Source organism: Janthinobacterium sp. 1L-D-8-B-C4 (genome assembly GCF_057291295.1).
The window spans coordinates 140,711-165,223 of record NZ_JBXAVX010000006.1; the positions used below are offsets into that span (position 1 = coordinate 140,711).

At 64.0% G+C, this 24,513-nt stretch carries 24 protein-coding genes; 14 read left to right on the forward strand and 10 right to left on the reverse strand.

The features are described from left to right. Nucleotide 1 precedes the first annotated feature (1 nt). A complete protein-coding gene (locus AC0Z42_RS12780; RefSeq protein WP_485468591.1) occupies nt 2-1,267 on the reverse strand; it encodes a putative Na+/H+ antiporter in 1,266 nt (421 codons plus the stop codon). Between the two features lie 216 nt (nt 1,268-1,483). Here AC0Z42_RS12780 and imuA point away from each other — a divergent pair, with 216 nt between their 5' ends. The 3 genes from imuA to AC0Z42_RS12795 all read left to right on the forward strand — a co-directional run bounded on the left by imuA (nt 1,484) and on the right by AC0Z42_RS12795 (nt 4,689). Next, nucleotides 1,484-2,194, forward strand: coding sequence for a translesion DNA synthesis-associated protein ImuA (imuA, locus tag AC0Z42_RS12785; RefSeq protein WP_485468592.1), 711 nt, complete (start codon nt 1,484-1,486; stop codon nt 2,192-2,194). After that, a complete protein-coding gene (locus AC0Z42_RS12790) occupies nt 2,124-3,620 on the forward strand; it encodes a Y-family DNA polymerase (RefSeq protein WP_485468593.1) in 1,497 nt (498 codons plus the stop codon). Before imuA ends, AC0Z42_RS12790 begins: the two co-directional genes overlap by 71 nt. Nucleotides 3,621-3,915: 295 nt before the next feature. Further along, nucleotides 3,916-4,689: an alpha/beta hydrolase family protein gene (locus tag AC0Z42_RS12795; protein WP_485468594.1), complete on the forward strand. Its 774-nt coding sequence runs from the start codon at nt 3,916-3,918 to the stop codon at nt 4,687-4,689. Between the two features lie 10 nt (nt 4,690-4,699). On the opposite strand, the gene AC0Z42_RS12800 is transcribed toward AC0Z42_RS12795, so the two are convergent. From AC0Z42_RS12800 to AC0Z42_RS12835, 8 genes are all read right to left on the reverse strand, one after another. Further along, nucleotides 4,700-5,509, reverse strand: a complete 810-nt coding sequence (locus AC0Z42_RS12800) for a hypothetical protein (protein WP_485468595.1) — start codon at nt 5,507-5,509, stop codon at nt 4,700-4,702. Nucleotides 5,510-5,587: 78 nt separating this feature from the next. Beyond that, nucleotides 5,588-5,938 carry a hypothetical protein gene (locus tag AC0Z42_RS12805; protein ID WP_065310711.1) on the reverse strand — a complete coding sequence of 117 codons (351 nt, stop codon included), beginning with the start codon at nt 5,936-5,938 and terminating at the stop codon, nt 5,588-5,590. Nucleotides 5,939-5,960: 22 nt separating this feature from the next. After that, a complete protein-coding gene (locus AC0Z42_RS12810) occupies nt 5,961-6,596 on the reverse strand; it encodes a glutathione S-transferase family protein (protein WP_485468596.1) in 636 nt (211 codons plus the stop codon). A gap of 63 nt (nt 6,597-6,659) precedes the next feature. Then, on the reverse strand, nt 6,660-8,531 hold the full coding sequence (locus tag AC0Z42_RS12815; RefSeq protein WP_485468597.1) for a M61 family metallopeptidase: 1,872 nt from the start codon (nt 8,529-8,531) through the stop codon (nt 6,660-6,662). A 25-nt stretch (nt 8,532-8,556) separates the two neighbouring features. Further along, nucleotides 8,557-11,778: a CHAT domain-containing tetratricopeptide repeat protein gene (locus AC0Z42_RS12820; protein WP_485468598.1), complete on the reverse strand. Its 3,222-nt coding sequence runs from the start codon at nt 11,776-11,778 to the stop codon at nt 8,557-8,559. Further along, nucleotides 11,775-13,403 carry a caspase family protein gene (locus AC0Z42_RS12825; protein ID WP_485468599.1) on the reverse strand — a complete coding sequence of 543 codons (1,629 nt, stop codon included), beginning with the start codon at nt 13,401-13,403 and terminating at the stop codon, nt 11,775-11,777. Before AC0Z42_RS12825 ends, AC0Z42_RS12820 begins: the two co-directional genes overlap by 4 nt. Further along, nucleotides 13,400-13,927, reverse strand: coding sequence for a hypothetical protein (locus AC0Z42_RS12830; RefSeq protein WP_485468600.1), 528 nt, complete (start codon nt 13,925-13,927; stop codon nt 13,400-13,402). Before AC0Z42_RS12830 ends, AC0Z42_RS12825 begins: the two co-directional genes overlap by 4 nt. Further along, nucleotides 13,924-14,535, reverse strand: coding sequence for an RNA polymerase sigma factor (locus AC0Z42_RS12835; RefSeq protein WP_485468601.1), 612 nt, complete (start codon nt 14,533-14,535; stop codon nt 13,924-13,926). The genes AC0Z42_RS12830 and AC0Z42_RS12835 overlap by 4 nt, the downstream gene beginning before the upstream one ends. Before the next feature lie 232 nt (nt 14,536-14,767). Here AC0Z42_RS12835 and AC0Z42_RS12840 point away from each other — a divergent pair, with 232 nt between their 5' ends. The 11 genes from AC0Z42_RS12840 (at nt 14,768) to AC0Z42_RS12890 (ending at nt 22,710) form a co-directional block, all read left to right on the forward strand. Next, nucleotides 14,768-14,956, forward strand: a complete 189-nt coding sequence (locus tag AC0Z42_RS12840; protein ID WP_485468602.1) for a helix-turn-helix domain-containing protein — start codon at nt 14,768-14,770, stop codon at nt 14,954-14,956. A 159-nt stretch (nt 14,957-15,115) separates the two neighbouring features. Further along, on the forward strand, nt 15,116-15,589 hold the full coding sequence (locus tag AC0Z42_RS12845) for an Hsp20 family protein (protein WP_485468603.1): 474 nt from the start codon (nt 15,116-15,118) through the stop codon (nt 15,587-15,589). A gap of 231 nt (nt 15,590-15,820) precedes the next feature. Then, the gene (locus AC0Z42_RS12850) at nt 15,821-17,347 is read left to right on the forward strand and encodes a Do family serine endopeptidase (RefSeq protein ID WP_485468604.1); all 1,527 of its coding nucleotides are present in this window, start codon (nt 15,821-15,823) and stop codon (nt 17,345-17,347) included. A 96-nt stretch (nt 17,348-17,443) separates the two neighbouring features. After that, nucleotides 17,444-18,103: a response regulator gene (locus AC0Z42_RS12855; RefSeq protein ID WP_183675758.1), complete on the forward strand. Its 660-nt coding sequence runs from the start codon at nt 17,444-17,446 to the stop codon at nt 18,101-18,103. Between the two features lie 2 nt (nt 18,104-18,105). Then, entirely contained in the window at nt 18,106-19,446 is a 1,341-nt protein-coding gene (locus AC0Z42_RS12860) for an ATP-binding protein (RefSeq protein ID WP_485468745.1), read from the forward strand. A gap of 94 nt (nt 19,447-19,540) precedes the next feature. Beyond that, a complete protein-coding gene (gene coaD / locus AC0Z42_RS12865; protein ID WP_485468605.1) occupies nt 19,541-20,689 on the forward strand; it encodes a pantetheine-phosphate adenylyltransferase in 1,149 nt (382 codons plus the stop codon). Nucleotides 20,690-20,703: 14 nt separating this feature from the next. Beyond that, on the forward strand, nt 20,704-20,937 hold the full coding sequence (locus tag AC0Z42_RS12870; RefSeq protein ID WP_485468606.1) for a hypothetical protein: 234 nt from the start codon (nt 20,704-20,706) through the stop codon (nt 20,935-20,937). Between the two features lie 213 nt (nt 20,938-21,150). After that, a complete protein-coding gene (locus AC0Z42_RS12875; RefSeq protein ID WP_485468607.1) occupies nt 21,151-21,594 on the forward strand; it encodes a hypothetical protein in 444 nt (147 codons plus the stop codon). 88 nt (nt 21,595-21,682) lie between these two features. Further along, nucleotides 21,683-21,847 carry a hypothetical protein gene (locus AC0Z42_RS12880; RefSeq protein ID WP_485468608.1) on the forward strand — a complete coding sequence of 55 codons (165 nt, stop codon included), beginning with the start codon at nt 21,683-21,685 and terminating at the stop codon, nt 21,845-21,847. Nucleotides 21,848-21,894: 47 nt separating this feature from the next. Next, nucleotides 21,895-22,467 carry a hypothetical protein gene (locus AC0Z42_RS12885; RefSeq protein WP_485468609.1) on the forward strand — a complete coding sequence of 191 codons (573 nt, stop codon included), beginning with the start codon at nt 21,895-21,897 and terminating at the stop codon, nt 22,465-22,467. A gap of 15 nt (nt 22,468-22,482) precedes the next feature. Continuing rightward, nucleotides 22,483-22,710: a demethoxyubiquinone hydroxylase family protein gene (locus AC0Z42_RS12890; protein WP_485468610.1), complete on the forward strand. Its 228-nt coding sequence runs from the start codon at nt 22,483-22,485 to the stop codon at nt 22,708-22,710. On the opposite strand, the gene AC0Z42_RS12895 is transcribed toward AC0Z42_RS12890, so the two are convergent. Further along, the gene (locus AC0Z42_RS12895) at nt 22,643-24,382 is read right to left on the reverse strand and encodes a methyl-accepting chemotaxis protein (protein ID WP_485468611.1); all 1,740 of its coding nucleotides are present in this window, start codon (nt 24,380-24,382) and stop codon (nt 22,643-22,645) included. The two genes, AC0Z42_RS12890 and AC0Z42_RS12895, sit on opposite strands and share 68 nt — an antisense overlap. Nucleotides 24,383-24,513 lie beyond the last annotated feature (131 nt).

Sequence of the window (24,513 nt, forward strand, 5' to 3'; positions counted from 1 at the left end):
CCTACAGCAGCAGGAAGGCCAGTGCCGCCACCATGGTCGGCGGCAGGGCACCGGCCAGGAGGCCCAGCGCGCCGATCGATTCACTGTCGAAGCCGCGCCGCAACAGCGCCACGCCGGCCGGGTTCGGCGCATTGGCGATCACGGTCAGGCCGCCGCCGGCGACCGCGCCCGCCATCAGCATGTATTTGGCTTCCGCACTGATGCCGGCGATCAGCGAGCCGAGGTAAGTCAGGGCGGCATTGTCGGTAATCGCTGTCAGGCCCAGCGCGCCGAAGAACAGCGCCAGCGGTTTCAGGCTCGACACAATCGGCTGCAACCACCATTGCTGCATGCCGCCCAATACCACCAGCCCGGCCAGAAAGAAGCCGACCAGCAGGCCTTCCTTCAGGATCAAGGGGTTTTGGTAGCGTTCATACGCCTGCACGAAGCCGAGGAAGAATAAAAACAGTCCCAGGAACAAGACCGGATGATGGGCCAGCGCCACCACGCCGGCCAGCACGGCCAGGTGCACCAGGCTGATGGCCAGCGGCACTTTTGGCGGCTCGACGGCGCCCGGTTTCGGTTTGATGTCGGACGTATTGCTGTGCAAATACTTGCGCAACAACAGGCAGGCGCCGGTGGCGTTGACCAGCACGGCAATCGCCGCTTTCCAGCCGAAGTGGCTGGCCATGAAGGCGCTGTCCCAGTTCCAGGTGGTGGCCACCATCAGCACCGGCGGCGCCGCATACGAGGTCAGCGTGCCGCCGATGGAGACGTTGACGAACAGCACGCCCAGGGCGCCATATTTCAGCCATTCGGGTATGCCTTGGCGAAAGATTTGCGGCGCCAGCATCAGCGCGGCCAGGGTCATGGCGGCCGGCTCGGTAATCAGGGAACCGGTCAGCGGCACCAGCGCCAGGCCCAGCCACGCCAGCGCCAGCTCGGTACGCAACGGCAGGGCGCGCGCCACGCCTTTCAACAGGCGCTGCACGGCGTCGAGCACGGGGCGGGAAGCGGCCACCACCATGACGACAAAGACGAATAGCGGCTCCGTGTAATGGCGCGACTCGGCATAGCTGATCGCCGCGTCGCTGCCGGAAACGAAGGCCATGGCGATAATCAGGATAAACGCCCAGAAGCCGAACACCACTTCCACCTCGCCCAGCAGGTGGAACAGTCCTGCATGGCGCGGGTGGCGGTCGGCCAGCAGGTCAAACGTCTTGGCGGCAAAGGTGTGGACGAGGGCGAGGCCGAAGATGACGGCGCTGATCAATTGTATGGTGCTCAAATGTGATTTCCTTGATAAATGTGAAGCCGCCTGGTGCAATACCGGACGGTAAGGAGAGCGCTCATGGTACAGCAATCGTGGGCAATAACAGTGTTTTTCGACACCGCGAAGCGGCCTGCGCGGCGGCTTGCAGGGCATGGACAGACAGATAATCCTTGCCAAAATGGCCTGTGAATAGTACTGTATATTTATACAGTATTTTACTTAGGTACTTTCATGCAACATTCCGAACTGATGGCCTCGCCGGAAGCCTTGCATCCGTCCTTGTGGCGCGCCTCGCAGCTGGGACAGGGCGCGGTGCGCTGCATCGACACGGGCTTTGCCGCCTTGTCGGCGCAGCTGCCGGGCGGCGGCTGGCCCACCGGCAGCCTGGTCGACCTGCTGGTGCAGCAGGCCGGCAGCGGCGAATTGCGGCTGCTGGCGCCGGCGCTGGCGCAATTGCCGGGCTTGCCCATCGTGCTGCTGCAGCCGCCCCATCCGCCGCAGGCGCTGGCGCTGGCAGCGCAAGGATTGCACCCGTCGCAACTGCTGTGGCTGCGCAGCGCCAGCAGCAAGGATGCCTTATGGGCGGCGGAAAACATCTTGCGCAGCGGCAGTTGCGGCGCACTGCTGTTCTGGCAAAGCCAGGTGCGCGCCGAGAGCCTGCGCCGCTTGCACCTGGCGGCGCAGGGCGGTAACACCCTGTTTTTCATGCTGCGCCCGCTGCATGGCGCGCAGGATGCTTCGCCGGCGCCGCTGCGCCTGTCGGTACGGCCGGCCGCCGGCGGCATCGATATCGGCTTTATCAAACGCCGGGGACCGCAGCGCGATGCGCCGCTGTTCCTGCCCTTGCAACCTCCTTCTTTACTGCAGCGTCATGCGCCTCTGGATCGGCCTCTGCCTGCCCCGGCTCCCGCTCGACGTGTTCTTGCCGAACTGGTCGGCTGACACCTTGTGCGTGGTGCTGGAGCAGGAGCAAGTGATTGCCCTGTCGCCGCTGGCGCGCGCAGCCGGCGTCAAGCCGGGCATGCGCCGCGCCGGCGTCCTGATGCTGGCGCCGCAGGCGCGCGTGCATGCACGCTCATCGGAACTGGAAGCGCAGGCGCTGCAGGAGGTGGCGCTGGCGCTGCTGCAATATTCGCCGCAGGTGGCCAGTGCCGAAGAAGCCACCTTGCTGGTTGACGCCGGCGCCAGCCTGCGCCTGTTCGGTGGCGTGCGCGCGCTGTGCCGGCAAATCGAGGCCAGTTTGCGCGCACTTGGCTATACGGCTGTGCTGTCGTGCGCGCCGACAGCGCGCGGCGCCTGGCTGCTGGCGCAAGGGCTTGCAAAGGCGGGCGCAACATCAGGGCGCGCGCTGGGCATGGCCAGCCTGGTGCGCCAGCTTGACCGTTTGCCCTGCGCCTTGCTGCCGCCGGCGCGCGCTAATCTGGACTGGTTCGACGGCATCGGCTGCCACACGCTGGGGCAGCTGCGCCGTTTGCCACGTCCTGGCCTGCAGCGCCGCTGCGGCCGGCCCTTGCTCGATATGCTCGACGACGCCCACGGCCACGGCACCGAATTGTTCGTCTGGATCGCCGCGCCGCCGAGCTTTTGCGCCGCGCTGGAACTGTTCGACCGGGTCGAGCACGCCGACGCGCTGCTGTTCGGCGCGCGCCGCTTGCTGCAGCAAATGACAGGCTGGCTATGTGCGCATCAACTGGCCGTCGAACGCATCGAATTGCTGCTGATACACGAACGGGGCAGGGTGGCAAAACCGCCGACCGTGCTGGTGCTGGCGCTGGGCGAGGCGGTCTGGCGCGATGAACACCTGGTGCGCTTGCTGCGCGAGCGGCTGGCGCAAGTGACGCTCGACGCGCCCGTGATCGGCTTGCGTTTGTCTGCGCCGCAAGTGCAGGCGATGGCGCCGCCCAGCGAGAGCCTGTTTCCCGAGCCGGGCGGCACGCCGCAGGAACGCCAGCGCCTGATGCAATTGCTGGTGGCGCGCCTGGGCGTGGAGAATGTGCTGCAGGCCATGCCGCAAGCCGACTACCGGCCCGAAGCGGCCAACCGCTGGCTGCCCGTGCCCGCCCGAGTCCCCGCCAAAAGCGCCGTGCCCGACTTGCCGCCGGGCCTGCCCGGCATGCCCCGGCCGGGCTGGCTGCTGGCCCAGCCCATCGCCCTCTTGATGCGCGAACACCGGCCATTTTATGGCTCGCCCTTGCGCATGGTGTCGGTGGCCGAACGCATCGAGGCCGGCTGGTGGGGGCAGTCGCAGGCGCGCGATTATTTTATTGCCGAAGGGCTCGATCACGCCCATTACTGGGTTTATCGCGAACGCATTGCAGGCAATGCGGAAGAAGCGCCGCGCTGGTTTTTGCATGGCTTGTTCAGTTGAATTGCATATCACTAAGAGCAAGGTGTAGTAAAGGCTTGAAAACAGCTGGCCGGAGACGCGCGCCTGAGAAAACGCCGATGGCGGCGTTGCAGCTCCTCGCCGTACTCGTCGTACTGTCTTCGTCGCTGCGCCTTGCCCTCGACGTTTTTCAGGCCCGCTTGGCCCGAGATGCCTGTGCAGGCGACTGGGTTTCAATACGTTTTGCGGGCGTGCTTGTGGTTAGAAACATGCTTGCTCCAGCAGCGTTACAATGCTCCATCGCCCGGCATGTCCGGCAGCTTTTGATCAACACTTTATGAAATCCACCCGGCAAGACTTTCCTGGCGCGCATGGCCATCTGCTGGCGGCGCGGCTCGATGCGCCCGATGGCGCGATCCGCGCTTATGCGCTGTTTGCCCACTGTTTTACCTGCGGCAAGGATGTGCTGGCGGCGCGGCGCATTGCGCAAGGCTTGAGCGAACATGGCATCGCCGTGCTGCGCTTTGATTTCACGGGACTGGGCGCCAGCGAAGGCGAATTTGCCGCCACCAATTTTTCCTCGAACGTCGACGACCTGGTGGCCGCCGCCGATTTCTTGCGCGCAAAGCATGCTGCGCCGCAATTGCTGATCGGTCATAGCCTGGGCGGGGCGGCCGTGCTGGCGGCCGCCGCGCAAGTGCCGGAAGCGACCGCCATCGTCACCCTGGCAGCACCGAGCACGCCTGCCTACGTGACGCGCATGTTCAGTGCGCACCTGGAGCAGATCGCTGCCGATGGCGAGGCGCTGGTGCAACTGCAAGGGCGGCCGTTTCGCATCCGCCAGCAATTCGTCGACGATGCGGGCAGCCACAGCCTGAAGGAATGCATCGCCGGCCTGCGCCGTGCGCTGATGGTGATGCACGCGCCGAACGACACCACCGTCAGCCTGTCGAACGCGATGGATATTTTCACGGCCGCGAAACACCCGAAAAGCTTTGTCTCGCTCGACGATGCCGATCATCTGCTGACCGGGCGCGATGATGCTGCGTATGTTGCCAACGTAATCGCGGCCTGGAGCGCGCGCTATCTGCAGGCCGCGCCTGCGGCATGAGGTAGCAGGGTCACTCGCTTGCTGGTACGGCGGCCTCGCTGGCCGGCGCGAGCAGCCTTTTTCTGTAGAGAAGGAACACGATCGCGCCCACTGGCAAGGCGACGGTAAATAACCAGGGCATATAGAGGCCGCTTTGCGCGCCTACACTGAATAATTGCACGGAAAACGGCATGAACAGCCATTGTCCGGTGCCCCAGTTGAGCACCAGTTTGCCGAAGCCGACGATAATGAACAGCAGCCACGGCCATTTCCTGCCACGCAGTTTGCTGCGCAGGCACAGCACCAGCGCGGACAGTGTCAGCAGCGCGATGGCTGCCACCATGCACAGCATCAGATAGTGGGGTACTGACTTGTCGTGCAAGCTGAAGTCAGCCTGCTGTTCCAGCGATGTCGTTTGCGGTATCACGCCCACATCCGTGACGGTGACATTGTTGCCATATCTTTTCAGCATGATGGTGCTGAGTATCCATCTGTCGGAAAATTCATACTCCAGGCTGATATTGAGAAGTTGCGGAGCACCCGGCTGCTCGAAGCGATGATAGCCGATCACTTTGATGGACTTGGGTTCGCCATCAGGAAAAATCTCGCTCAGCTCGGGCAGTTTGTTGGTGACAGCCTCGCCATTGCTGCCGGGGTCAATCGCGTTGCCGATCAGTTCGAGCTTTTTTTCACGCAGCAGTTCGCTGTAATGCATGGCTAGTTGCTTGTCTTGCATGGGCACAACTTCATCCATGGTCTTGGCCATATCGGCTTGCTGGCAGCCTGATAATAATAGTAACAAGACGGGCAAAGCGCAGAGACGCTGGAAGAACTGGAGCATGGGGATCAATAGTGATGGCGTGATGAAAAACGCCGCACCGGCAAAAAGCGGGTGCGGCGCAGTGGAGTGGGAAACGGATTACTCGTCGTCGAATTCGGCCGACAGATCCTTCCAGCCCTTGCTGGCGGCAAAGGCGGAGAACTCTTCCGGTGCTTCAAGCACGATCAGTTTCTTGTCTTGCAGGCCCAGGTCGCCATGGCCGAAGTCGGGGCCGACGTAGCCGAGGCTGCGCAGGCGCGCCAGGATATGGCCGACCAGGGTCTTGTCCTTGTAGGCACCCGCTTCGAGCGGGGCGGAAAAATCGACATAGACGTCGATAATGCCGTAGCCTTCGTCGAAGATGCGGATGGCCTTGATGTCGTGGGCACGGCCGGAGCCGTCGGTGGCCTTGAAAGGGCCGCTGAGCTGGATGTCGGTATCATTGTTCATAGTGTCAGCATACACCAATCAATCAGACTTTGGGCAGCGCCATGCCGCGCTGTACGGCCGGGCGTTCGCCCACCAGGGTCAGCCAGCGCTGCAGCGCGGGGCTCGCTTCAAGCCGGGCGCCCAGCGCACCCTTGAGGCGCTCTTCGGCGGCGCGCACCCACGGGTAGGCGGCGATATCGGCAATCGTATACTCGCTGCCGGCCAGGTAGGGCGCGGCGGCCAGCTGCTTTTCCATTACGTTGAGCAATCTTTCAGCTTCCTCGCGGAAACGTTTCAACGCCTGCTCGGACTTTTCCTCGGCGCGCTCGAAGTAGCCCAGCTGGCCCAGCATGGGCCCCAGGCCGCCGATCTGCCAGCTCAGCCATTCCAGCGCCTTGTAGCGCGCGGCACCCGATGGCGCCAGGAACTGCTGGTGTTTTTCCGCCAGGTAAATCAGGATGGCAGCGCTTTCAAACAGCGGCAAGGCACCGCCCTCGGCGCCTTCATCGACCATGGCGGGGATCTTGTTGTTGGGCGAAATGGCCAGGAACTCGGGCGTGAACTGCTGGCCTTCGCCGATATTGACCGTCTCGATGCGGTAGGGAATGCTCAATTCCTCGAGCAGGATAATCGGCTTGCGGCCGTTGGGTGTGGTCCAGGTGTAGAGCGTGATCATCATTTCTCCTTGGTGGAATACTGTGCCATCTTAAAACGGCGTCGCGCCGGCCAGCGCACGCCAGCCTTATTTCAACGCTTGCAAGATGGTGCTCAGGCGATCCGGCGTGTTGGCGATGCGTTCCAGTTGCGGATACTTCAGGCCGCCGTGATAGTCGAGCGCCACCGTCTGGAATTGCTTGCCCTTTTTCACCAGCAAGTTGATCGGCTCGCTATTGTCTTTGGCGGCCTTGATGGCCGCTTTCAGCAGCTTGGGCGTATAGGCCGTGCCATTGACGGCCAGCAAGGTCGTATTGCCCGACAGGCCGGCCTTGAAGGCGGGACCGTCCCACAGCAACCGGCCCAGCTTGCCGTCCTTGTCGATCACCACGCCCAGTGAATAAGTCAGGTCGGTGCTCTTGCCGCGCTCTTCATCGGCTTTCAGGGCTGGCGTGGGCGTATCGCGGTAGACCAGTTTCCAGCCGGCGCGCGCCAGGCCGTCCAGCGGTGCGCCGGGGCCATGGCCATCGACGCGGCTGCGCAAAAAGGTCGCCCAGTCGTAGGGCTGCACTTTGTTGAGTGCCGCCACCACATCCTCGAAGGTGTAGGGCAGCGCCGTGGTGCTGCCGTCGTTGACGCCAAAGAAGGCGCGCGCGAAATCGTCCAGGGAGCGGCGCTCGCGCGACAGTTCGCGGATCAGGGTGTCGACATCAAGCCAGACCAGTGCGCCCTCCATGTAGTAGTCCTCGTCGCGCTGCCAGCTGCTCCAGCCTTGCGGGCGGCGGGCGTTGATGATCGGGTCATTGGTGGTGTCGCCCATGGTGCGCCAGCTGCGTCCTGGCGCCACGTCGTAGCGCGCGGCGGTGGCGGCGAACAGGTCGCGCATATGCACCGGGTCGACCAGGCCGGAACGCGCCGCCAGCACATTGCCCCAGTACTGGGTCTGGCCTTCGTAGACCCACAGCAGGCTGTTTTGCAGCGGCGTGTTGAAGTCCGCCGTGTCCTGGCCGGCCGGGCGGCGGAACTTGCCGTTCCACGAATGCGTCAGTTCATGCGGCAGCAGCACGCGCACCGGCGCCGTCTTGTCCCAGTCGCTGAAGTAGCCGGGCTTGACGCCGTTCTCGCTCGACTGCTGGTGTTCGCGGCCGATGCCGCCGAATTCATCGCTTTGCGCCAGCAGGAAATCGTAATGCTTGTAGTGGCGCGAGGCGAACAGTTTATAGGCCTGCTGCATCAGCGCTCGGTGCGGCGCGATCTGCTCGGGCGTTGCTTCCAGGCTGTCGGCGCTGTCGGCCACCAGGTTCAGGTGCACCGGGAACCTGGCGCCCGGATCGAGGTCGATGCGCTTGAAATGGCGGCCGGCAAACAGGGGCGAATCGACCAGGGTTTCCAGGTCCAGCGGCTTGAACGCCACCTGCTGGCCGGCTGGCGTGGCCGCTTCGCTTTGTACTTCCAGGGCGCTGCCGAACTGCCAGCCGGCCGGCAGCGTCAGGTTCGGCTGCACGGCGATCTCGCGCGTCGGGCGCCCGGCCGGATACAGCGTCATGGCCTGCCATTGCACGCCCAGCATCTCGCGCGTCATGGTGATGCGGCCCTGGTTCGCTTCGACCGGCGAGAGGAACTGGTACCGCGCTTCCACCGTGGACGCGCCGGCCGGCACGGTGACGTGGAAGGCGAACATGTTGACCGGATCGCGCCGCCATTCCAACGGCTGGCCGTTGGCCGACAGGCGCAGGCCGGCCAGCTGGTTCAGCGGGCCGCTGGGGCCGTGGTTGCCCGGTATCCATTGCGGATACAGCAGGGTCATCTCGCCAGGGGTGGCCGGAATCGAGGCCTGGATCTGGAAAATCTGCTGCGCCACATTGCTGGCGTCGACATTGAGCACGATCGGTGCGGCGGCGTGCGCCTGGCAGGCAACAGCGAACAGCAGGGCAAACAAGGGGCGGCGAGAAAAAGGCATGGATGGCAGACAGTCAAAGAAGAAATCAGGAGCCGAGCAGGATAAAGCCGGCCCAGTAGAAAGGATGGTTGCGCGATTCCCCGGTAGAGGAAGGCGCAACCGTGTCGAGCGGTGTCAGGCCGCGCCGCGCCAGGCCGCGCTTGGTGCTGGTGATACTTTGCCGGCCAGAGCGCAACTGGCGCAGTTGCGCCTGGCGCAAGGCTTGCGGCTTGCTTTTGCCCTGTTTCCGGGCAGCATAAAAATCGCTCATCAGGGTGGCGGTCGACTGGTCCGACACGCGCCACAGGCTGGCCAGCACATTGTGCGCGCCGCGCTGGCGCGCCAGCCAGGCCAGGCCTTCCAGTTCGCGGCCGGTGTCGTCGATGCCGGCCGGCACGGCGGTTTCGCAGGCCGACAGGGTCAGCAGGTCCAGGCCATCGAAGTGGTAGCGACTGCCGCCCAGTTCGGCCAGGCTCAGTTTCTGGCCATCGCCAAGCAGCAGATAGGAATCCTGGCCGGCGCCCGAGCGCAGCACGAAGTGGCTGGCGATATGCACGCTGCTGTTGGCGGGCAGCGCCTGTTGCAGCGCGTCCGCAGTGAATTCGCCATCGAGGTAGACGCGGCTGGGGATGCGCGCCGCGCGTTCGATGGCGTCGACGGCCAGCAACTCTTGCTTCACGAACGGCAGGGCCGGCAGTTCGCCGCTGGCGCCGGTCTGGCCGAACAGCGCCATCGATGGCGCGCGTGCCGGCGCTTTTTCCATCGTGCCGGTGCTGGCGTGCAGCGACACGGGCAGCCGTTCGACCAGCCAGCGGCGCCCGTCATGCAGCATGGCGAACGGCAGGTAGCGCAGCACGCCGCCTGGCGACAGCGACAGCGAGGTGGCGCCCGCCAGTTCTGCACGCGCCGGCGCGATCAGCAGCGCATACAGCGCCTGCGCCTCGGTTCTGGGGTCCAGGCCCGGGTCTTGCGCGCTGCGGCGCAGGCGGGCGATATGCTGGGCCAGTGCACGCTCGTCGATGGCGACGTTGTAGACATGGCTGGCGGCGCGGCCGGCGCGCCGGGCAACGATGCGCAGGCGCTGGCCGGTCACCATGTAAGTCAGGTGCAAGGTGCCGCGCTTCAGGGGCGCCGCTTGCACGCTGGCGGCGGGGGCATCACGAATCGTGGTGGCCGCTGGCGCGGACGGCAGCGCCAGCAGCGCCTTGGCAGCGTCGTCGACCAGGCTGGCCATCGACGCCTGCGCTGCCGCCACACCGGCATCGGCTTGCGCCGCGTTTTGCGCCTGCTGTTCGCGCGCCACCGCCAATACCTGGGCGCCGGCGCGCAGGGCAGCGCCGCTGGCGACGAACTGGCGCTGCCACGCCAGCTCCACGCCCGAGTAGTCCAGGCGCGTGGTGCGCGGGTCCGCGCCGCTTCTCACCAGGCTGTGAAACTCGTCTTCGCGCACCATCGCCAGCACGGTTTCGGCTTCGTGGATGCGGCGCTGGTCGAGCAGGCGGTCGGCCAGCTGGCCATAGGCGGCGCGCTTTTGCCGCACAAAGCCCAGGCGCAGCGCCACCGGCAGCCCGGCGGTTGCCACGCGCGCCGCTTGCAGCGCATTGACGGCCTGCTTGCCGAGAAAGATGGCGGCACCTTCGGTTTCCAGCGCACCGAGTTGAGCCGCCGCACGCGCTTCGAGCAAGGTGTTGTCATTGGCCAGCGCGATGGCCAGCGCGCGCGCCGCCTGTTCGCGCGCCGTGGCCAAGGCGCCCGCGCGCGCCTGCAAGCTTGCCGCGTCAAGCAGCGCCTGCGCGTAGGCGGAATGCGACAGGCCGCGCGTTTCGGCGAGATGCTGCGCCATCGTCGACGCGTCCTGCGCCAGCGCCTGCAGGGTGGTGGCGTCAGCGTTTTCCGCGCGCGCCAGCAGATGCGCCTGGCGCACCGAGTCCAGCAGTTCTTTTGACGCGGGCGGCGTCTGCGCCAGGCGCGCTTCCAGTGCGCCCAGGGTTGCCACGGCTTCTGCTTGCCGGGCCAGCGCGATCTGCGCCTGCGCCGCCAATAGCAGCGCTTCGGCTTCGTCGCCGGGCAGCGCCTGCGTGCCCGACATGGCCAGCCTGGCTGCCGCCTGGGCCGCATCCAGCGCGCCCTGGTACTGGCCCAGCGCCAGCAGCGCGCCGCCCTGTGCCAGCTGGTGCAAGGCGCAAGCCGGGGCGGTGTCGCCCTGCACGCTGCGGCAGTGGCGCAGCGCCTCGCCGGCTGCCACCTCGGCGCGCCCCAGCTGATTGTCGGCCAGCGCCGCTTGCGCCACATCCTGCCAGGCGTTGATGGTATGGGCGTGGCGGTCGCCGTACAGGGTGCGGCGGATGCGCAGGGCGTCTTCGGCTTCCTGCAGCGCCTTGCCGCTTTCGCCCAGGCGCAAATGGATGCCGCTCAAGCGGCCCAGGGCCACGCTGGCCTGCATCGAGTCAGGTCCGGTTCTGCGCACGGCGCTGGCCAGCGCGCGCTGGGCGAACGACAGCGCCTGGCGGTCGTTGCCGGCCAGAGTGTGCCAGTTGGCCAGGTCGTTGACGCTGGTCTGCGTTTCGGTGCTGTCTTCGCCGAACGCGCCCAGGCGTATCTGGTAGGCCTGTTCCAGATAGCCGTACGCCTCCTGCATGCGGTCCATGCGCAGCAGCAGTATGCCGACATCGCGCATGCCCCACGCATGGTCGGTGCTGTTCTTGCCCGAGGTGCGTTGCCAGGTATCCATCGCCTGCTGCGCGTACGGCAGGCCGCGCGCGTATTCTTTGGTCTGCAGCGCCACGCCGGACAGATTCGACAGGCTGGTGCCATACGACACGGTGTCCTTGCCTATCAGGCGCGCCTTGGCCGCCAGCGCGATATCGCCCCATTGCCAGGCCAGCTCGAAACGGCTCCACTGGCGGTACAGATACATCAACTCGCTCGGGTAATACATGTTCTCGCGGCCCGGATCGCCATCACCATCACCGATCTGCTGGCGGATGGCCCAGCCTTCGAGCAGCGCCTGTTCGCTGTCGGCGTAGCGGTTGAGCATTTGCAGGCTCTGGCCCAGGCCCAGCAGGCTGCTGGCCACGCCGGCCTGGTCGCCCGCCTGCCGACATGCTGCCAAGGCCTGCTGGAACAGCGTCAGCGACACGGCGGGCTGTTCGGCCGCACTGGCCTCATTGCCCTGCGCCAGCCACGGCGCGATGATGGACTGGCAGCTGCCCGCCGCCATCGCGCTCACGGGAAACGCCAGCAGCAACGCCAGCAACAGGCGCTTCATGGCACCGATTTCCACGATACGCGCGCCAGCTGCGCCTGGTCCGGCGTGTCGATCGGCGCCGGGATTGATCCACCGCGCGTACTTGCCGGCAGCGCTTCCAGGATGGCGAAGCGGCGCGGTGGGGCGCCGTTCGCGGCCGGCGCGGCAACCAGCGCCAGCCACTCCACGCCATAGGCCGGGCCGCTGACGACAAAGCTGCGTTCAAAAACGCTGATGCCGTTGCCGATGGCGGGCGGCATGCGGTTGCTGTCGCCTGCCAGCGCCGGGTAGATGCGGGTGGCGGCGCCGGTCAGCGGCAAATGCGCCAGCCCCAAGTCGACCGAAGCCGTGCCACGGTTTTCCACGCTGATGCGGATGCGCGTGCCGGCCGGCAGCGTGCCCAGGTCGCCATCGGCCAGCGGCAGCTGGCGCGGCGCCTGGCCCGGCAAGGTCAGTTCGATGCGCGCATCGACCAGCGGCGCGCCGTGCGATGGCGGCAGCGCCAGCAGCGCGGCGATGCGGCCCTGTGGCGTTTGCGCCGGCGTGCGGCGCGCCCAACTCACATCGGGCAGGTTTTGCAGGCTGTCGGACAGCAAGCGCGCATCGTTCCAGCGCACTTCGCTGGCGCGCCAGCGCGCTCCGCCCGCTTCGAACACGTCACCGCTGCGCACGCCATCGAGCAGGCCATACGGCAGTTTCCAGCCGTTTGCATTGCGCTGCACCGGCCACAAAGTTGCGGTGTTTGCAGCATCGCCTGCCTGCCACAAGGACGCGTCGAGCAAGCCCGCATACACGGGCGAAGGCCAGGCCGAGCGCGGTAGCTGATACGACTGCAGCGCGGTGCGGTACTGCGCGCTGGCGTTGCCGGCCCAGCTGGCATAGGTGGCAGGTTGCGCTTGCAGGCCGGCGATCACGGCGCGCGTAAACAGGCCCGCCGCCTGTCCCGATGCGGGCGCGCTGCGCATTTCCGGCGTGCGCTGCTGTGCTTCGGCGGCAAAGAAACCGACAAAGCGCGGGCGGGCACGCGCCGCATCCGCTGCGGTGTCGCTGGCGCCAGCGTTGCGCCAGCCAAGGTCCGCTGCAGCGAGTCCACGCCATATCAGGCCGTCATCGCTGCGCGTACCTGCCGCAGCATGGCAGGTGTCGAACACGGCCACCACCTGTACCTGGCGCGCCGACAGCGCATCGATGGCGCGCCCCAGTTCGGCGCTGCCGATACCGCCATCGAATCGCTTGGAGGGCCCGAGGCGGCTGTCGCGCGTGAGCAGGCGGGTGCGCTGGCTTTGCGTCACTGCGCCCGGATAGCCGGGCGCCAGCACGCTGTGGCCGGACCAGTACAGCAGCAGCACGTCATCCTTGCCCAGGGTTTTTTCCAGCTGCGCCAGGCGCGCCAGGATGGCCGCGCGCGTGGGCGCGGCATCAACGCCACCGCCATCGGCCAGGCTGGCGATATGGCGCTCGGCAAAGCCTTGCTGGCGCAGCGCGGCGCGCATGGCGGCCACGTCGCTGGCGGGGCCGGCCAGCCAGGCGGCGCGCGGCAGCGCCGGCAATTCTCCCACGCCGACCAGCAGCGCATGGCGCTCGCCGGCCAGCGCGGCGCCACTGGCCAGGCAATGCAGTATCAGCCAGCACAGCCTGCGCTTCATGGCTGGCGCAACTCGATGGTCTGGATGATGGTGTGGTTCGCTTGCAGGCTGCGCAGCGCCGCCTGCGGGTCAAGCGCGTCGAGCAGATAGCTGCCGTCGGCCAGCGGACCGGCGACTATCGCCGCGCCAGCCTGCGTCAATGCCGCGCTCACTTGTTCGACCGTGGCGCCGGGCGCGAAATGCGCGCGCAGCGTTGCCGCGCTCTGCGCTTCCATGCCGGGCAGGCTGCGCCATTGCAGCTGGTCGGCGGCGGTATCGTGCGGCCGCCACAGCATCCAGGCCTGCGCCACGCAAAGGCTGGCCAGCGCCGTGATCGCCCATGGCGCCAAGGTTGGGAAAGTGGGGAAGGTGGGGAAGGTGGGGAAGGTGGGCCAGCGCAGGCGGCGCCACCAGCTTGCCGGCCGCAGGCGCTGGTGCAGTTGCGCCAGGCCCGCATCGGGCGCCATCGCGGCCGCTTCGGCGTCGAGCGCCTCGCGCAGCATGGCGCGCAGGCGCTGGTCTTCGGGCGCCAAGGGTTCAGTCATGCCGGGCCTTCCTGTACCAGCCAGCGCTCCAGACACTGGCGCAAATTGAGGCGGCCATGGAACAAACGCGTCTTGACGGTGCCCGCTGGCGCCTGCTGGATGCGGGCGATATCGGCCACCGACAGCTCATCGATGGCCCACAGGGTCAGGCTTTCGCGCTGCATCGGATTGCGCAGCCGCCGCAGGCAGTCGAGGATGCCGTGGCGCCGCTGCACACTCTCGTGCTGTGCCTGCGGACCCGGATCGTGATTGAATTCATCGAGCTGCGCCTGGTCGTAGCCATCGCGGTCGATCGACTCTTCGCGCGCCTGGCGCTTGCCATGGCGGCGGATCTGGTCGATGGCCTTGTTGCGCGCCAGTGTCAGCAGCCAAGTGCCGAAGGCCACCCTGCCGTCGTAGCGCATCGGCGCGCGCCATACATCGTGGAATACGTCGAGCGTGACCTCGTCGGCGATCGCCTGCGCATCGAGGCCGCAGCCGGTCAGCTGCAGCCGCGCAAACACGCGCACCCTCGGCGACCAGGCGCGGAACAAAGCATCGAGCGCGCGCTGGTCACCCGCTGCCATGGCGGCAAGCAGTTCGGCGGGATTGACGGGCAATGCACTCATGGGGAGAGGGTAGGCGACAGGGCCAGGCGATTATAGCATTGGGGAAACATTGTCCGATGGAGCACGCGCGGTGGTGCGGGCCGTGAGCCGGCTTGAAAATTATCTGCAAAAAGATTGAACCGTAGCGTGTCCGGCTGCGAACAAGACGGTGAATGGCCGCAAGAACGTGGCCTCACATCGGGAATGCATGATGAACAAAGAACACGGTAATACTTTACACAGCAGTGGCGCCATGCAGCGTCTGACCCCGGCCGAGCGGCTGGTGGCGGCGATGGCCATGCACGGCACGCCTTACAAAATCATCGCGCGCAGCCTTGAAAAGTCACCGGCCACGGTGCGCAACCAGCTGCACATGATTTACCAGAAGCTGGGGGTGAGCAACCGCACGGCGCTGTCCTGCGCCCTGCTGAGCGAGCAATAAAGTGCTTTGAAAAAAAAGCGAATTTTTTTTGGCGACTGGGGCAAAAATCGTGTTTTTCAAGGCCTTGAAAGATGGCGCGAGAGTCGTATATTGGTAGCAGGCGGATGCTCATCGTGAGGTCCGCCCCTCTTATCGCTTAACTTGAAAAGGATATTTATCATGCGTACATTTGACCTCGCTCCCCTGTATCGTTCCGCCATCGGTTTCGACCGCCTGGCTCAATTGCTCAACGATCAGCGCGCCGACGCGCAGCCGAGCTATCCACCGTACAACATCGAACTGGTATCGGAAGACAAATACCGGATCGTGATGGCGCTGGCCGGTTTCTCGCGCGCCGAGATCGACATCATCACCGAACGCGACTCGCTGCATGTCACGGGTCGCAAGCAGAAAGATGGCGTCGAGCGCACCTTCCTGCACCGCGGTATCGCAGCACGCGATTTCGAACAACGCTTCCAGCTGGCCAACCATGTGAAGGTCACTGGCGCCACGTTTGAAAACGGCATGCTGACCATCGAGCTGGTGCGTGAAGTGCCGGAAGCGCTGAAACCGCGCAAGATCGAGATCGGCGGCGGCAGCGGCGAAGTGGTAGGCGACAATGTCAGTGCACTGGAACAGCGCCAGGCAGCCTGATACGTGAGCTTGCGCTGAGCGGCAGGAGAGCCTCCTGCTGATGCAGTAAAATACTGGCCGGTTGATCCGGCCAGTGTCACGTCTGGCCCCTTTGAAACACAAGATTAGGCGATGCTTAAAGGGCTGAAAAAGGACTGAACACCTGTTTCTCATGGGAAAAATGTTAAGCAGCGCCTAAGTCTGGTGGCCCACTATTGCATACATCAAATCTCATCGAATGAGGAGCAATCCATGGAACACCAAGAACAAAAAACGGCCAGCCCATCACTGAAAATCAAACGCACCGTAGCCGCGCTGGCCGCGATCGGTGTGCTCGGCGCCGGTGGCGCGATGGTGGTGCATCAGAACAACGCCGGCGCCAATGGCGCACCCGCCACGCCGGTGGCCGCTGCCGTGGCGCCCGCCGCAGCTACCGCAGCGCCAGGCACGTTGGTGGCCTTGCCCGATTTCAGCCAGATCGCCGCGCGCAACAGCCCGGCCGTCGTCAACATCAGCGTTACCGGCAGCACCAAGGTGGCGCTTGACAACTCCGGCCAGGCCGGCGCCGACGATTTCAGCAACGATCCTTTCCTTGAATTCTTCCGTCGCTTCCAGGGTCCGCAAGGCGGCCAGCGCGGCGGGCGCGACGTGCCCACGCACGGCCTCGGTTCCGGCTTTATCGTCAGCTCCGACGGCATCATCATGACCAACGCCCACGTGGTGCGCGATGCGCGCGAAGTGACCGTCAAGCTGAACGACCGCCGCGAGTTCCGCGCCAAGGTGCTCGGTTCCGATCCGAAGACCGATATCGCGGTGCTGAAAATTGACGCCAGCAACCTGCCGGTAGTGCCGCTGGGCCACTCGAACGACCTTAAAGTGGGCGAGTGGGTACTGGCCATCGGCTCGCCGTACGGCTTCGACAGCACGGTGACGGCCGGCGTGGTCAGCGCCAAGGGCCGCTCCTTGCCCGACGACAGCAACGTGCCTTTCATCCAGACCGACGTGGCGGTCAACCCCGGCAACTCGGGCGGCCCGCTGTTCAATACGCGCGGCGAAGTGGTCGGCATCAATTCGCAGATCTACAGCCAGACGGGTGGCTTCCAGGGCCTGTCGTTCGCGATCCCGATCGACCTGGCCGGCCGCATCAAGGACCAGATCGTTTCTACCGGCAAGGCCAGCCACGCCAAGCTGGGCGTGACGGTGCAGGAAGTGAACCAGGGTTTTGCCGACTCGTTCAAGCTGGCCACGCCGGAAGGCGCCCTGGTTGCCAATGTGGAACGCGGCAGCCCGGCCGACAAGGCGGGCCTCAAGTCCGGCGACGTGATCCGCAAGATGAATGGCGAGCGCATCATCGCCTCGGGCGACTTGCCGGCCATGGTCGGTATTGCGCTGCCGGGCGACAAGATCAACATGGATGTCTGGCGCGACGGCAAGATCGTCACCATCACGGCCACGCTGGGCAATGCCGCCGACAAGGTGGCCGAAGCGGCGCCCGAGCATGGCGCAGCCGGCAAGGTGAAACTGGGCCTGGCGCTGCGTCCGTTACAATCGGATGAAAAGCGCGAAGCGGGCATCAGCGCCGGCCTGCTGGTGGAAGACGCGGGCGGCGCGGCGGCCAATGCCGGAGTGCAGCCGGGCGACGTGTTATTGTCGGTCAACGGCCGCCCCGTCAACACCGTCGAGCAAGTGCGCGACGTGGTCGACAAATCGGCCAAGTCGGTCGCCTTGCTGATACAGCGTGGACCGGACAAGATTTTTATACCGGTGCGTTTAGGATAATGAAGAAGCAAACCCAATGGCAATACCGGGGTCGGACCCTAGGGTCCGACCCCGGCATTTTCGCTGTTGGGGTAAAAAATAAAACAAGGAGCAACCATGCGCTTACTGCTGGTAGAAGACGACACAATGATCGGCGAAGTGGTGCTGGACCTGCTGCGCGCCGAGCACTACGCGGTGGACTGGGTCAAGGATGGCGACATGGCCGACACGGCCCTGCAAACGCAAACCTATGACCTGGTGCTACTGGACCTGGGCCTGCCACGCAAGGATGGCCTGGAAGTGCTGCGCTCGATGCGCCTGCGCAAACTCGATACGCCCGTGCTGGTGGCCACCGCGCGCGACGCCATCGAGCAGCGCATCGCCGGCCTCGACGCCGGTGCCGACGACTATGTATTGAAGCCGTACGACCTCGACGAACTGCTGGCGCGCATCCGCGCCTTGCTGCGGCGCGCTTCGGGCCGGCCGGAACCGGTGTTCGAACACCAGGGCGTGTCGATCAATCCGCTCACGCGCGAAGTGATCGCTGATGGCCATCCGGTCAACCTGTCGGCGCGCGAATGGGCGGTGCTCGAAGCGCTGATCGCGCGGCCCGGCATCGTGCTGTCGCGCGCGCAGCTGGAAGAAAAGCTGTACAGCTGGAAGGATGAAGTCAACAGCAATGCCGTCGAGGTGTATATCCACGGCCTGCGCAAGAAGCTGGGCAGCGAATTGATCCAGAACGTGCGCGGCCTGGGCTACATGGTGCCCAAGGCATGAGAATGAAGGTGAAGGTGACCGTGACGCACTCGCTGCGCGGCCGCTTGCTGTGGTTCCTGCTGGCCGCCATCATCATGGCGGCGCTGGCGCAGGCGTCGATCGCCTACCGCAGCGCGCTGTACGACGCCGACCAGATTTTTGATTATCACATGCAGCAGATGGCGCTGTCGCTGCGTTCGGGCGCGCCGCTGGCCAATCACGCCGAAGCCTTGCCGGCCGATCCGGCCAATAACGACATGGTGGTGCAGGTCTGGACGCCGGACGGGGTGCAGGTGTTCCGTTCGATCACGCGCGCCGAACTGCCGCAACGCGCCGTGCTGGGTTTTTCGAACGTCAAGGCGAACGGCACCACCTACCGCATCTTCTCGGTGCAGACCAGTTCACAGACCGTGCAGATCGCGCAGGACATGGCGGTGCGCAAACGCATGGCCGGCAGCCTGGCGCTGCGCACGGTGGGCCCGATCGCGCTGATGGCGCCGATATTGATGCTGGTGGTGTGGTGGGTGGTCAGCGGTTCGCTGGCGCCCGTGTCTCGCGTGCGCAAGCAGGTGGCGGCGCGCCAGGCCGACGATTTGTCGCCGGTGTCGGAGTCCGGCCTGCCCGACGAAGTGCGCCCGCTGGTGCATGAATTGAACCTGTTGTTCGACCGCGTGAAAACCGCCTTCGACGCGCAGCAGCATTTCGTCGCCGACGCCGCGCATGAATTGCGCACGCCGCTGGCGGCGCTCAAGTTGCAGGTGCTGAGCCTGGAGCGCGCCGAGTCGGAAGACAAGCGCAGCTTGGCTATTTCGCGCGTCAGCGCCGGCATCGAACGGGCCACGCGGCTGGTCGAGCAGTTGCTGGTGCTGGCGCGCCAGGAGGCCAGCGCGGCCAGCGGCGACCAGCTGCAGCTGGTGGACCTGAACGATGTCGTCAAGCGCGCGCTGGGCGACATGGCCGGCGTGGCGCAGGCGCGCAAGATCGACCTGGGCCTGCACCATATGGACCCGGCCAGCGCCGCCGGCCAGGCCGACGCCCTGAACATCTTGCTGCGCAACCTGGTCGACAACGCCATCAAATACACGCCGCAGGGCGGCACGGTCGATATCGACCTGCGTTCGACGCCGGTTGGCGTGACCCTGTCGGTGGAAGACAGCGGCCCCGGCATTCCCGAGGAAGAGCGCGAACGGGTGTTCAGCCGCTTCTACCGCGTGCCCGGCACCGACGCCAACGGCAGCGGCTTGGGCCTGGCCATCATCAAGGCGATTGCCGAGCGCCATGGCGCGCGCCTGGTGCTGGACAGTTCCGAACGGCTCGGCGGCCTGTGCGTGCGGGTAGAGTTCCCGCTGCCGCTGAAAAAATAGCGATTTGATACGGATCTTTGGCATGCTGCATTGACGTGCGCGGCGCAGGCCTATATTGTCTGCCCAATAAGTACATTAATGAACGGAGCGCAGCATGCAGAAGATCGGTTTTTCAGGCACCCTCGACCCCATCACCAACGGCCATATGTGGGTGATCGGCGAAGCGCGCTCACTGGCCGACGAGGTGATCGTTTTCCTGTCGCAGAACCCCGCCAAAAAGCCGCAGTTCCCGGCCGAAGACCGCAAGCGCATCATCGAGCAGAGCGCGCGCGAGTGCGGCTGGGACAATGTGCAGGTAGTGATCGTCAAGGGCGACTACACCGCGCGCGCGGCGAAAAAGCACGGCTGCGACTACCTGATCCGCGGTATCCGCACCACCGCCGATTTCGACTATGAAAACCTGATCCAGCAGACCAATGTCGACGTGCTGCAGGGCGCCAAAACCATCTTCGTGATGCCACCGCGCGACTTGGGTTCCGTCAGCTCCAGCTTCGTCAAAGCGCTGGAAGGCCCGGTCGGCTGGAACTGGACCATGAAAAAATTCGTCCCCGGCCCTGCCTACCAGGCCTGGATACTCGACTGCCTGCGCAAGGAGTGGGAAGCGCTGTGGCAGTACGCCACCGCCTCGCTTGACCAGATCGCCCTGTTCGATCGCTGGTTCGCCCACCTGACCGGGCCGGACGCGTATGGCGGCGCGGACCGCCACTATCACAACCTCGACCACCTGGTGCACGGCCTGTCCGAAATCCGCGTCTGGGCCGACAATACCTACGCTGCGCCACGCGACAGCGCGCTGGTCAAAAAAGCCTTCTGGTTCCACGACGCCGTCTACAGCCACGACGAAGACGCCCTGTATTCAAGCGAAGAAGCCAGCGCCCAGCTATGGCTGGGCAGCGGCCTCGATGCCGGCGACAACCAGGAAGTCGCCCAGCTGATACGCGCCACCGACCACTTCCAGGTCCTATCGATTGCGCATGTGCTGAAGGACGTGATGCTGAGCGCCGACCTGGCCATCCTGGGCCAGGATGAAGAGGTCTACCAGGCGTACACGCAAGCCATAGCGCGCGAATACGCGCATGTCGAGCCGGCCCGTTTCAACCAGCAGCGGGGACTGGCCCTGCAGCACCTCTCGGCCAAGGCGCAGGCCGGGCAGCTGTTTGGCGATGCGTACTTCTCCAATCAATACAACCAGCGGGCGATCGAGAACATGCAGCGCGAGATTGTGGCGCTGGCGGTGGCCTGAGCCTGGCGTCGACAATGACAGCGCCATCAGCCGATGTGACGATTACCTTGACCACGGACGAGGCGCTGGTGCTGTTCGCATTCCTGCAGCGCTTCAGTAACACTGACACCTTGTCGATCGAAGATGGGGCCGAGCAGCGGGCACTGTGGAATTTGTGCTGCATCTTCGAAAAGCAGGTGTCTTTCCCATCCGATACCGGCTACCCGGACATGCTGGAAGCGGCAAGGCTTCGGCTCAGGGATGAGTGAATTCGCCGTGCTGCCCACGAGGCTATTTCAAGCCGATCGCTGCCTGTCCATGCCAGCCTGACGAAGATGAGTACATGAAGAATATCCAGGAAGAAGCTGCCAATCCGGACGGATCAAGGTTGCGATAAGAGGCTACGCCATGCTGCAATACGTTAAAGTAGCAAGCAGCCAGGCACAGCCAATGGGGCCAGACATGCCGACAAAAGAGGGGATATGGAAACAGGAATCAGCTTTCTCAGGAAGTGGGCCGATGAGGATATGGTCGAGTTGCGTATCGAGGCCAACGACGGCACCTCAACCTTCGGCATCAACGTGTATGCGGGACACCAGCGCTTGAAGGATGCCGCCGCGGGATTGGACCGTTTCAAGAATCATGTCCACGGCGGCATTCATGACCTGCGATTCGGAGAATTCGGCCCTGAATATGCATCCGGCGCCTTTCATGCCCGCCTGCATTTTCAGGAGATGGGAAATTTGTACATCACCATTGCCGCCCAGTCCGAATATTTTGACTTCGGTAAAAAGCATGTCGCTACCGAAAGTACCTTGTATATGTTGACCGAGCCGGCGCTGCTCGATGATTTTATCCGCGCACTGAAAGCCTTGAGCGATGGCCATGTCGACAAGGCCAGCTTGGGTGCATGGTCAACTTTTTGAGGCCTGCTGCCAGATCAATCGTGCCTTTCCGTACACGCAGAAAAATCAGCAACAAGCTATACCGCTGAGGAATAATAAAGATTGGAATATGAAGAATATCCAGATTTTTGATGCGGCCGAGAATGCGGTCTACGATATCTTCGCTGCGACCGATGAGGAGTTTGCGTTGATCTTTGCTCCAGGTACGGATGTGGCATTCATTGATGAGGTGTACCAGCGGTACTCCACCGGAGTCCCCTTGATAATTGACTGATACTGGCCGTTGCTTCTGCTTCTGCAAGCTTCAGGATAAGGAACAGGATGAAGACCATGCGATTGCCATCCCGGTTACTGCCACCCCGCCATAGCGAAAATCTTGGCTATGCCGCAGTGTTATTTTTGATGGTTCTGGTGTTGGGGTTCGGATACTTTCTGTATTCAGCATCGACGTTTGCGCGGTGCATGATCGCGATGTCATGCTGCGCCGCCTGCTGCTATGGCGCAGCCGTGACCAAGCGAGAAAAGCGCCGCTACGAAGCGCTGGCAAGGTCGCGTCAAGGCGTATCGATCTGCGAGTTTGCCCGCAGCTTTGACCTGCGCCAGACAGATACCTGGATCATACGTGCGACCTACCAGGAACTCCAGCAATGGCTGCAGCCGTACGTGCCCGCTTTTCCCGTGCGCGCCTCGGACAGGCTGTCTGCGGACTTTCAACTTGAGGCGGACGAGCTGGATGATTTGTTGCAGGATATCGCAGCCAGGTCAGGACGTTGCTTGGACAAAACGGAAGACAACCCTTGGCATGGACGCGTGGATACCGTCATGGATCTGGTCTTTTTCATCAATGCACAAGCTGCGACAAGTCGCCGCCAGGCATCAGCAGTGCCTCGATAGGGACGGACGATTATAGTGACCATCCATTGCGCTCAATTGGTTGGACGCATCATGAAGGTCAACCATGCGGGCGAGCATGGCGCCATCAGCATCTACACGGGCCAGATTTTCATGACTGGTCTGGACGTGGTTGCTTGCAGGGTGTCGTCACGCAACCACCCTGCGCCTGTCATGTCTAGAACTCTTCCCAGTCACCCCCGGCAGCCGCTGCCTTGCGTGCCTTTGCCTGTGACAAGGGCATGACGTTCGACACGGGCGCGCGCTTTGCAGGCACCGCGCGTGCAGGTGCTTTGGCCACACCGCCAGCCTTGCCGGCATGGGCCAGCGTGGGCCGGGTAGTGGGGCGTGCGCCGTCTGCAGGGATCTGGAAGACACTCACTGTGCGCACCAGATTGTCGGCTTGAACACGCAGAGATTCAGCTGCGGCGGCAGCTTCCTCGACCAGCGAGGCGTTTTGCTGAGTGACATTGTCCATCGCACTGACGGCATGATTGATCTGTTCGATCCCCGTCGATTGCTCCTGGCTGGCGCTGACGATCTCGGCGATCACATCGGTGACCCGCGTCACGCTGCTGACCACCTCTGACATGGTGGCGCCCGCTTCGTTGGCGAATTTGGTGCCCAGGTCGACCCGTTCCACCGAATTGTCGATCAGTACCTTGATTTCCTTGGCGGCAGTGGCGCTGCGATGGGCAAGACTGCGTACCTCGGAAGCGACCACCGCAAATCCGCGCCCCTGTTCACCGGCCCTGGCCGCTTCCACCGCCGCATTGAGCGCGAGGATATTGGTTTGAAAGGCGATGCCATCGATGACGCTGATGATGTCGACGATCTGGCGGGACGCTTCGCTGATCGATTCCATCGTGCCCACTACCTGGGAAACCACGGCGCCGCCCCTGGTCGCGACATCGGATGCCGTGATCGCCAATACGTTGGCCTGGCGTGCATTCTCGGCATTCTGCTTGACGGTCGACGTCAGCTCTTCCATCGAAGAGGCTGTTTCTTCCAGAGCACTGGCCTGCTGCTCGGTTCTGCTCGACAAGTCGTTATTGCCTGTGGAAATTTCCACTGCCGCGGTTGACACCAGTTCCGAATCCTGGCGAACGGACGACACGACCTGGACCAGCGACGACTGCATGCGCTGTACCGCCGCCAATACACTGCCGCTGTCGCCGGGCCTGACATTCAGTTCGCCGGTCAGGTCGCCGCTGGCAACCCTGGTCACGGCGTCACATAAAGCGACGGGTTCCGCACCCAGCGCGCTCAAGAGGCGCTTCGAGATCAGGATGCCGGCGGCAATCGCCAGTGCGGTGGCGAGCAGGCTGAGCAGGATCAGCTGGTTCCTGGCTGCCGTAAATTTCTCTTCCGCTGCCTTGATCAGTTCCAGCGAGTGTTGCGTCGTGTATTGCGCGTATTGATTGGAAGCGGCAACCAGTGCCGCCAGCAAGGGACGGCATTCCTGGTTGATCTTGGCGATCGCTTCCTCTTTCTTTTCTTTAAGGGCAAGATCGACAATCGCCAGCGCCACCGGCGAATACTGTTTTTCGATGTCATCAATCTTGGTGATCATGCGCCGCGCATCGTCCGAGACGGAGGCATCGCTGGCCAGCTCCTTGAGCTTGCGCAAATTGGCCACTACCTCTTCCTGTGCCTGGAAGACCACTTTCTTCTCCAGCTCGCGGTCTGCCGGCGTGGTGACGAAGACCAGGTTCCTGGCCGCCACGGCGCGCATGCCTACCGACTCGCGCACGATGTGGGCAGCTTCGGAACGTGCGCGCACGCCATGCACATAATTTTCAAAGGTGGCTGCCTGACGCGACATGCTGAAGATGGCAATGATAGCGATGCCCGCCAGCAGCAATGTGATGCCGCCGAAGGCAAGTGCAAGCTGGGTACGTACGGATAAGTTTTTCATAACATTCCCTTGGGAATTATTTATATGTGATCCTTATCCGTCGTGATATGAGGACGTCAGGGATGCACGAGATGGAAGTCGACGGGCGTGATGGACTATCGATCAAGTCAGGCAACGCCATGGTGAAGGCG

Excerpts from the sequence above, each read along its gene's own strand:
- imuA (WP_485468592.1), top strand. The coding sequence starts at position 1,484 with ATGCAACATTCCGAACTGATGGCCTCGCCGGAAGCCTTGCATCCGTCC.
- AC0Z42_RS12790 (WP_485468593.1), top strand. The coding sequence starts at position 2,124 with ATGCGCCTCTGGATCGGCCTCTGCCTGCCCCGGCTCCCGCTCGACGTG.
- AC0Z42_RS12795 (WP_485468594.1), top strand. The coding sequence starts at position 3,916 with ATGAAATCCACCCGGCAAGACTTTCCTGGCGCGCATGGCCATCTGCTG.
- AC0Z42_RS12800 (WP_485468595.1), bottom strand. The coding sequence starts at position 5,509 with ATGCTCCAGTTCTTCCAGCGTCTCTGCGCTTTGCCCGTCTTGTTACTA.
- AC0Z42_RS12805 (WP_065310711.1), bottom strand. The coding sequence starts at position 5,938 with ATGAACAATGATACCGACATCCAGCTCAGCGGCCCTTTCAAGGCCACC.
- AC0Z42_RS12810 (WP_485468596.1), bottom strand. The coding sequence starts at position 6,596 with ATGATGATCACGCTCTACACCTGGACCACACCCAACGGCCGCAAGCCG.
- AC0Z42_RS12815 (WP_485468597.1), bottom strand. The coding sequence starts at position 8,531 with ATGCCTTTTTCTCGCCGCCCCTTGTTTGCCCTGCTGTTCGCTGTTGCC.
- AC0Z42_RS12820 (WP_485468598.1), bottom strand. The coding sequence starts at position 11,778 with ATGAAGCGCCTGTTGCTGGCGTTGCTGCTGGCGTTTCCCGTGAGCGCG.
- AC0Z42_RS12825 (WP_485468599.1), bottom strand. The coding sequence starts at position 13,403 with ATGAAGCGCAGGCTGTGCTGGCTGATACTGCATTGCCTGGCCAGTGGC.
- AC0Z42_RS12830 (WP_485468600.1), bottom strand. The coding sequence starts at position 13,927 with ATGACTGAACCCTTGGCGCCCGAAGACCAGCGCCTGCGCGCCATGCTG.
- AC0Z42_RS12835 (WP_485468601.1), bottom strand. The coding sequence starts at position 14,535 with ATGAGTGCATTGCCCGTCAATCCCGCCGAACTGCTTGCCGCCATGGCA.
- AC0Z42_RS12840 (WP_485468602.1), top strand. The coding sequence starts at position 14,768 with ATGCAGCGTCTGACCCCGGCCGAGCGGCTGGTGGCGGCGATGGCCATG.
- AC0Z42_RS12845 (WP_485468603.1), top strand. The coding sequence starts at position 15,116 with ATGCGTACATTTGACCTCGCTCCCCTGTATCGTTCCGCCATCGGTTTC.
- AC0Z42_RS12850 (WP_485468604.1), top strand. The coding sequence starts at position 15,821 with ATGGAACACCAAGAACAAAAAACGGCCAGCCCATCACTGAAAATCAAA.
- AC0Z42_RS12855 (WP_183675758.1), top strand. The coding sequence starts at position 17,444 with ATGCGCTTACTGCTGGTAGAAGACGACACAATGATCGGCGAAGTGGTG.
- AC0Z42_RS12860 (WP_485468745.1), top strand. The coding sequence starts at position 18,106 with ATGAAGGTGAAGGTGACCGTGACGCACTCGCTGCGCGGCCGCTTGCTG.
- coaD (WP_485468605.1), top strand. The coding sequence starts at position 19,541 with ATGCAGAAGATCGGTTTTTCAGGCACCCTCGACCCCATCACCAACGGC.
- AC0Z42_RS12870 (WP_485468606.1), top strand. The coding sequence starts at position 20,704 with ATGACAGCGCCATCAGCCGATGTGACGATTACCTTGACCACGGACGAG.
- AC0Z42_RS12875 (WP_485468607.1), top strand. The coding sequence starts at position 21,151 with ATGGAAACAGGAATCAGCTTTCTCAGGAAGTGGGCCGATGAGGATATG.
- AC0Z42_RS12880 (WP_485468608.1), top strand. The coding sequence starts at position 21,683 with ATGAAGAATATCCAGATTTTTGATGCGGCCGAGAATGCGGTCTACGAT.
- AC0Z42_RS12885 (WP_485468609.1), top strand. The coding sequence starts at position 21,895 with ATGAAGACCATGCGATTGCCATCCCGGTTACTGCCACCCCGCCATAGC.
- AC0Z42_RS12895 (WP_485468611.1), bottom strand. The coding sequence starts at position 24,382 with ATGAAAAACTTATCCGTACGTACCCAGCTTGCACTTGCCTTCGGCGGC.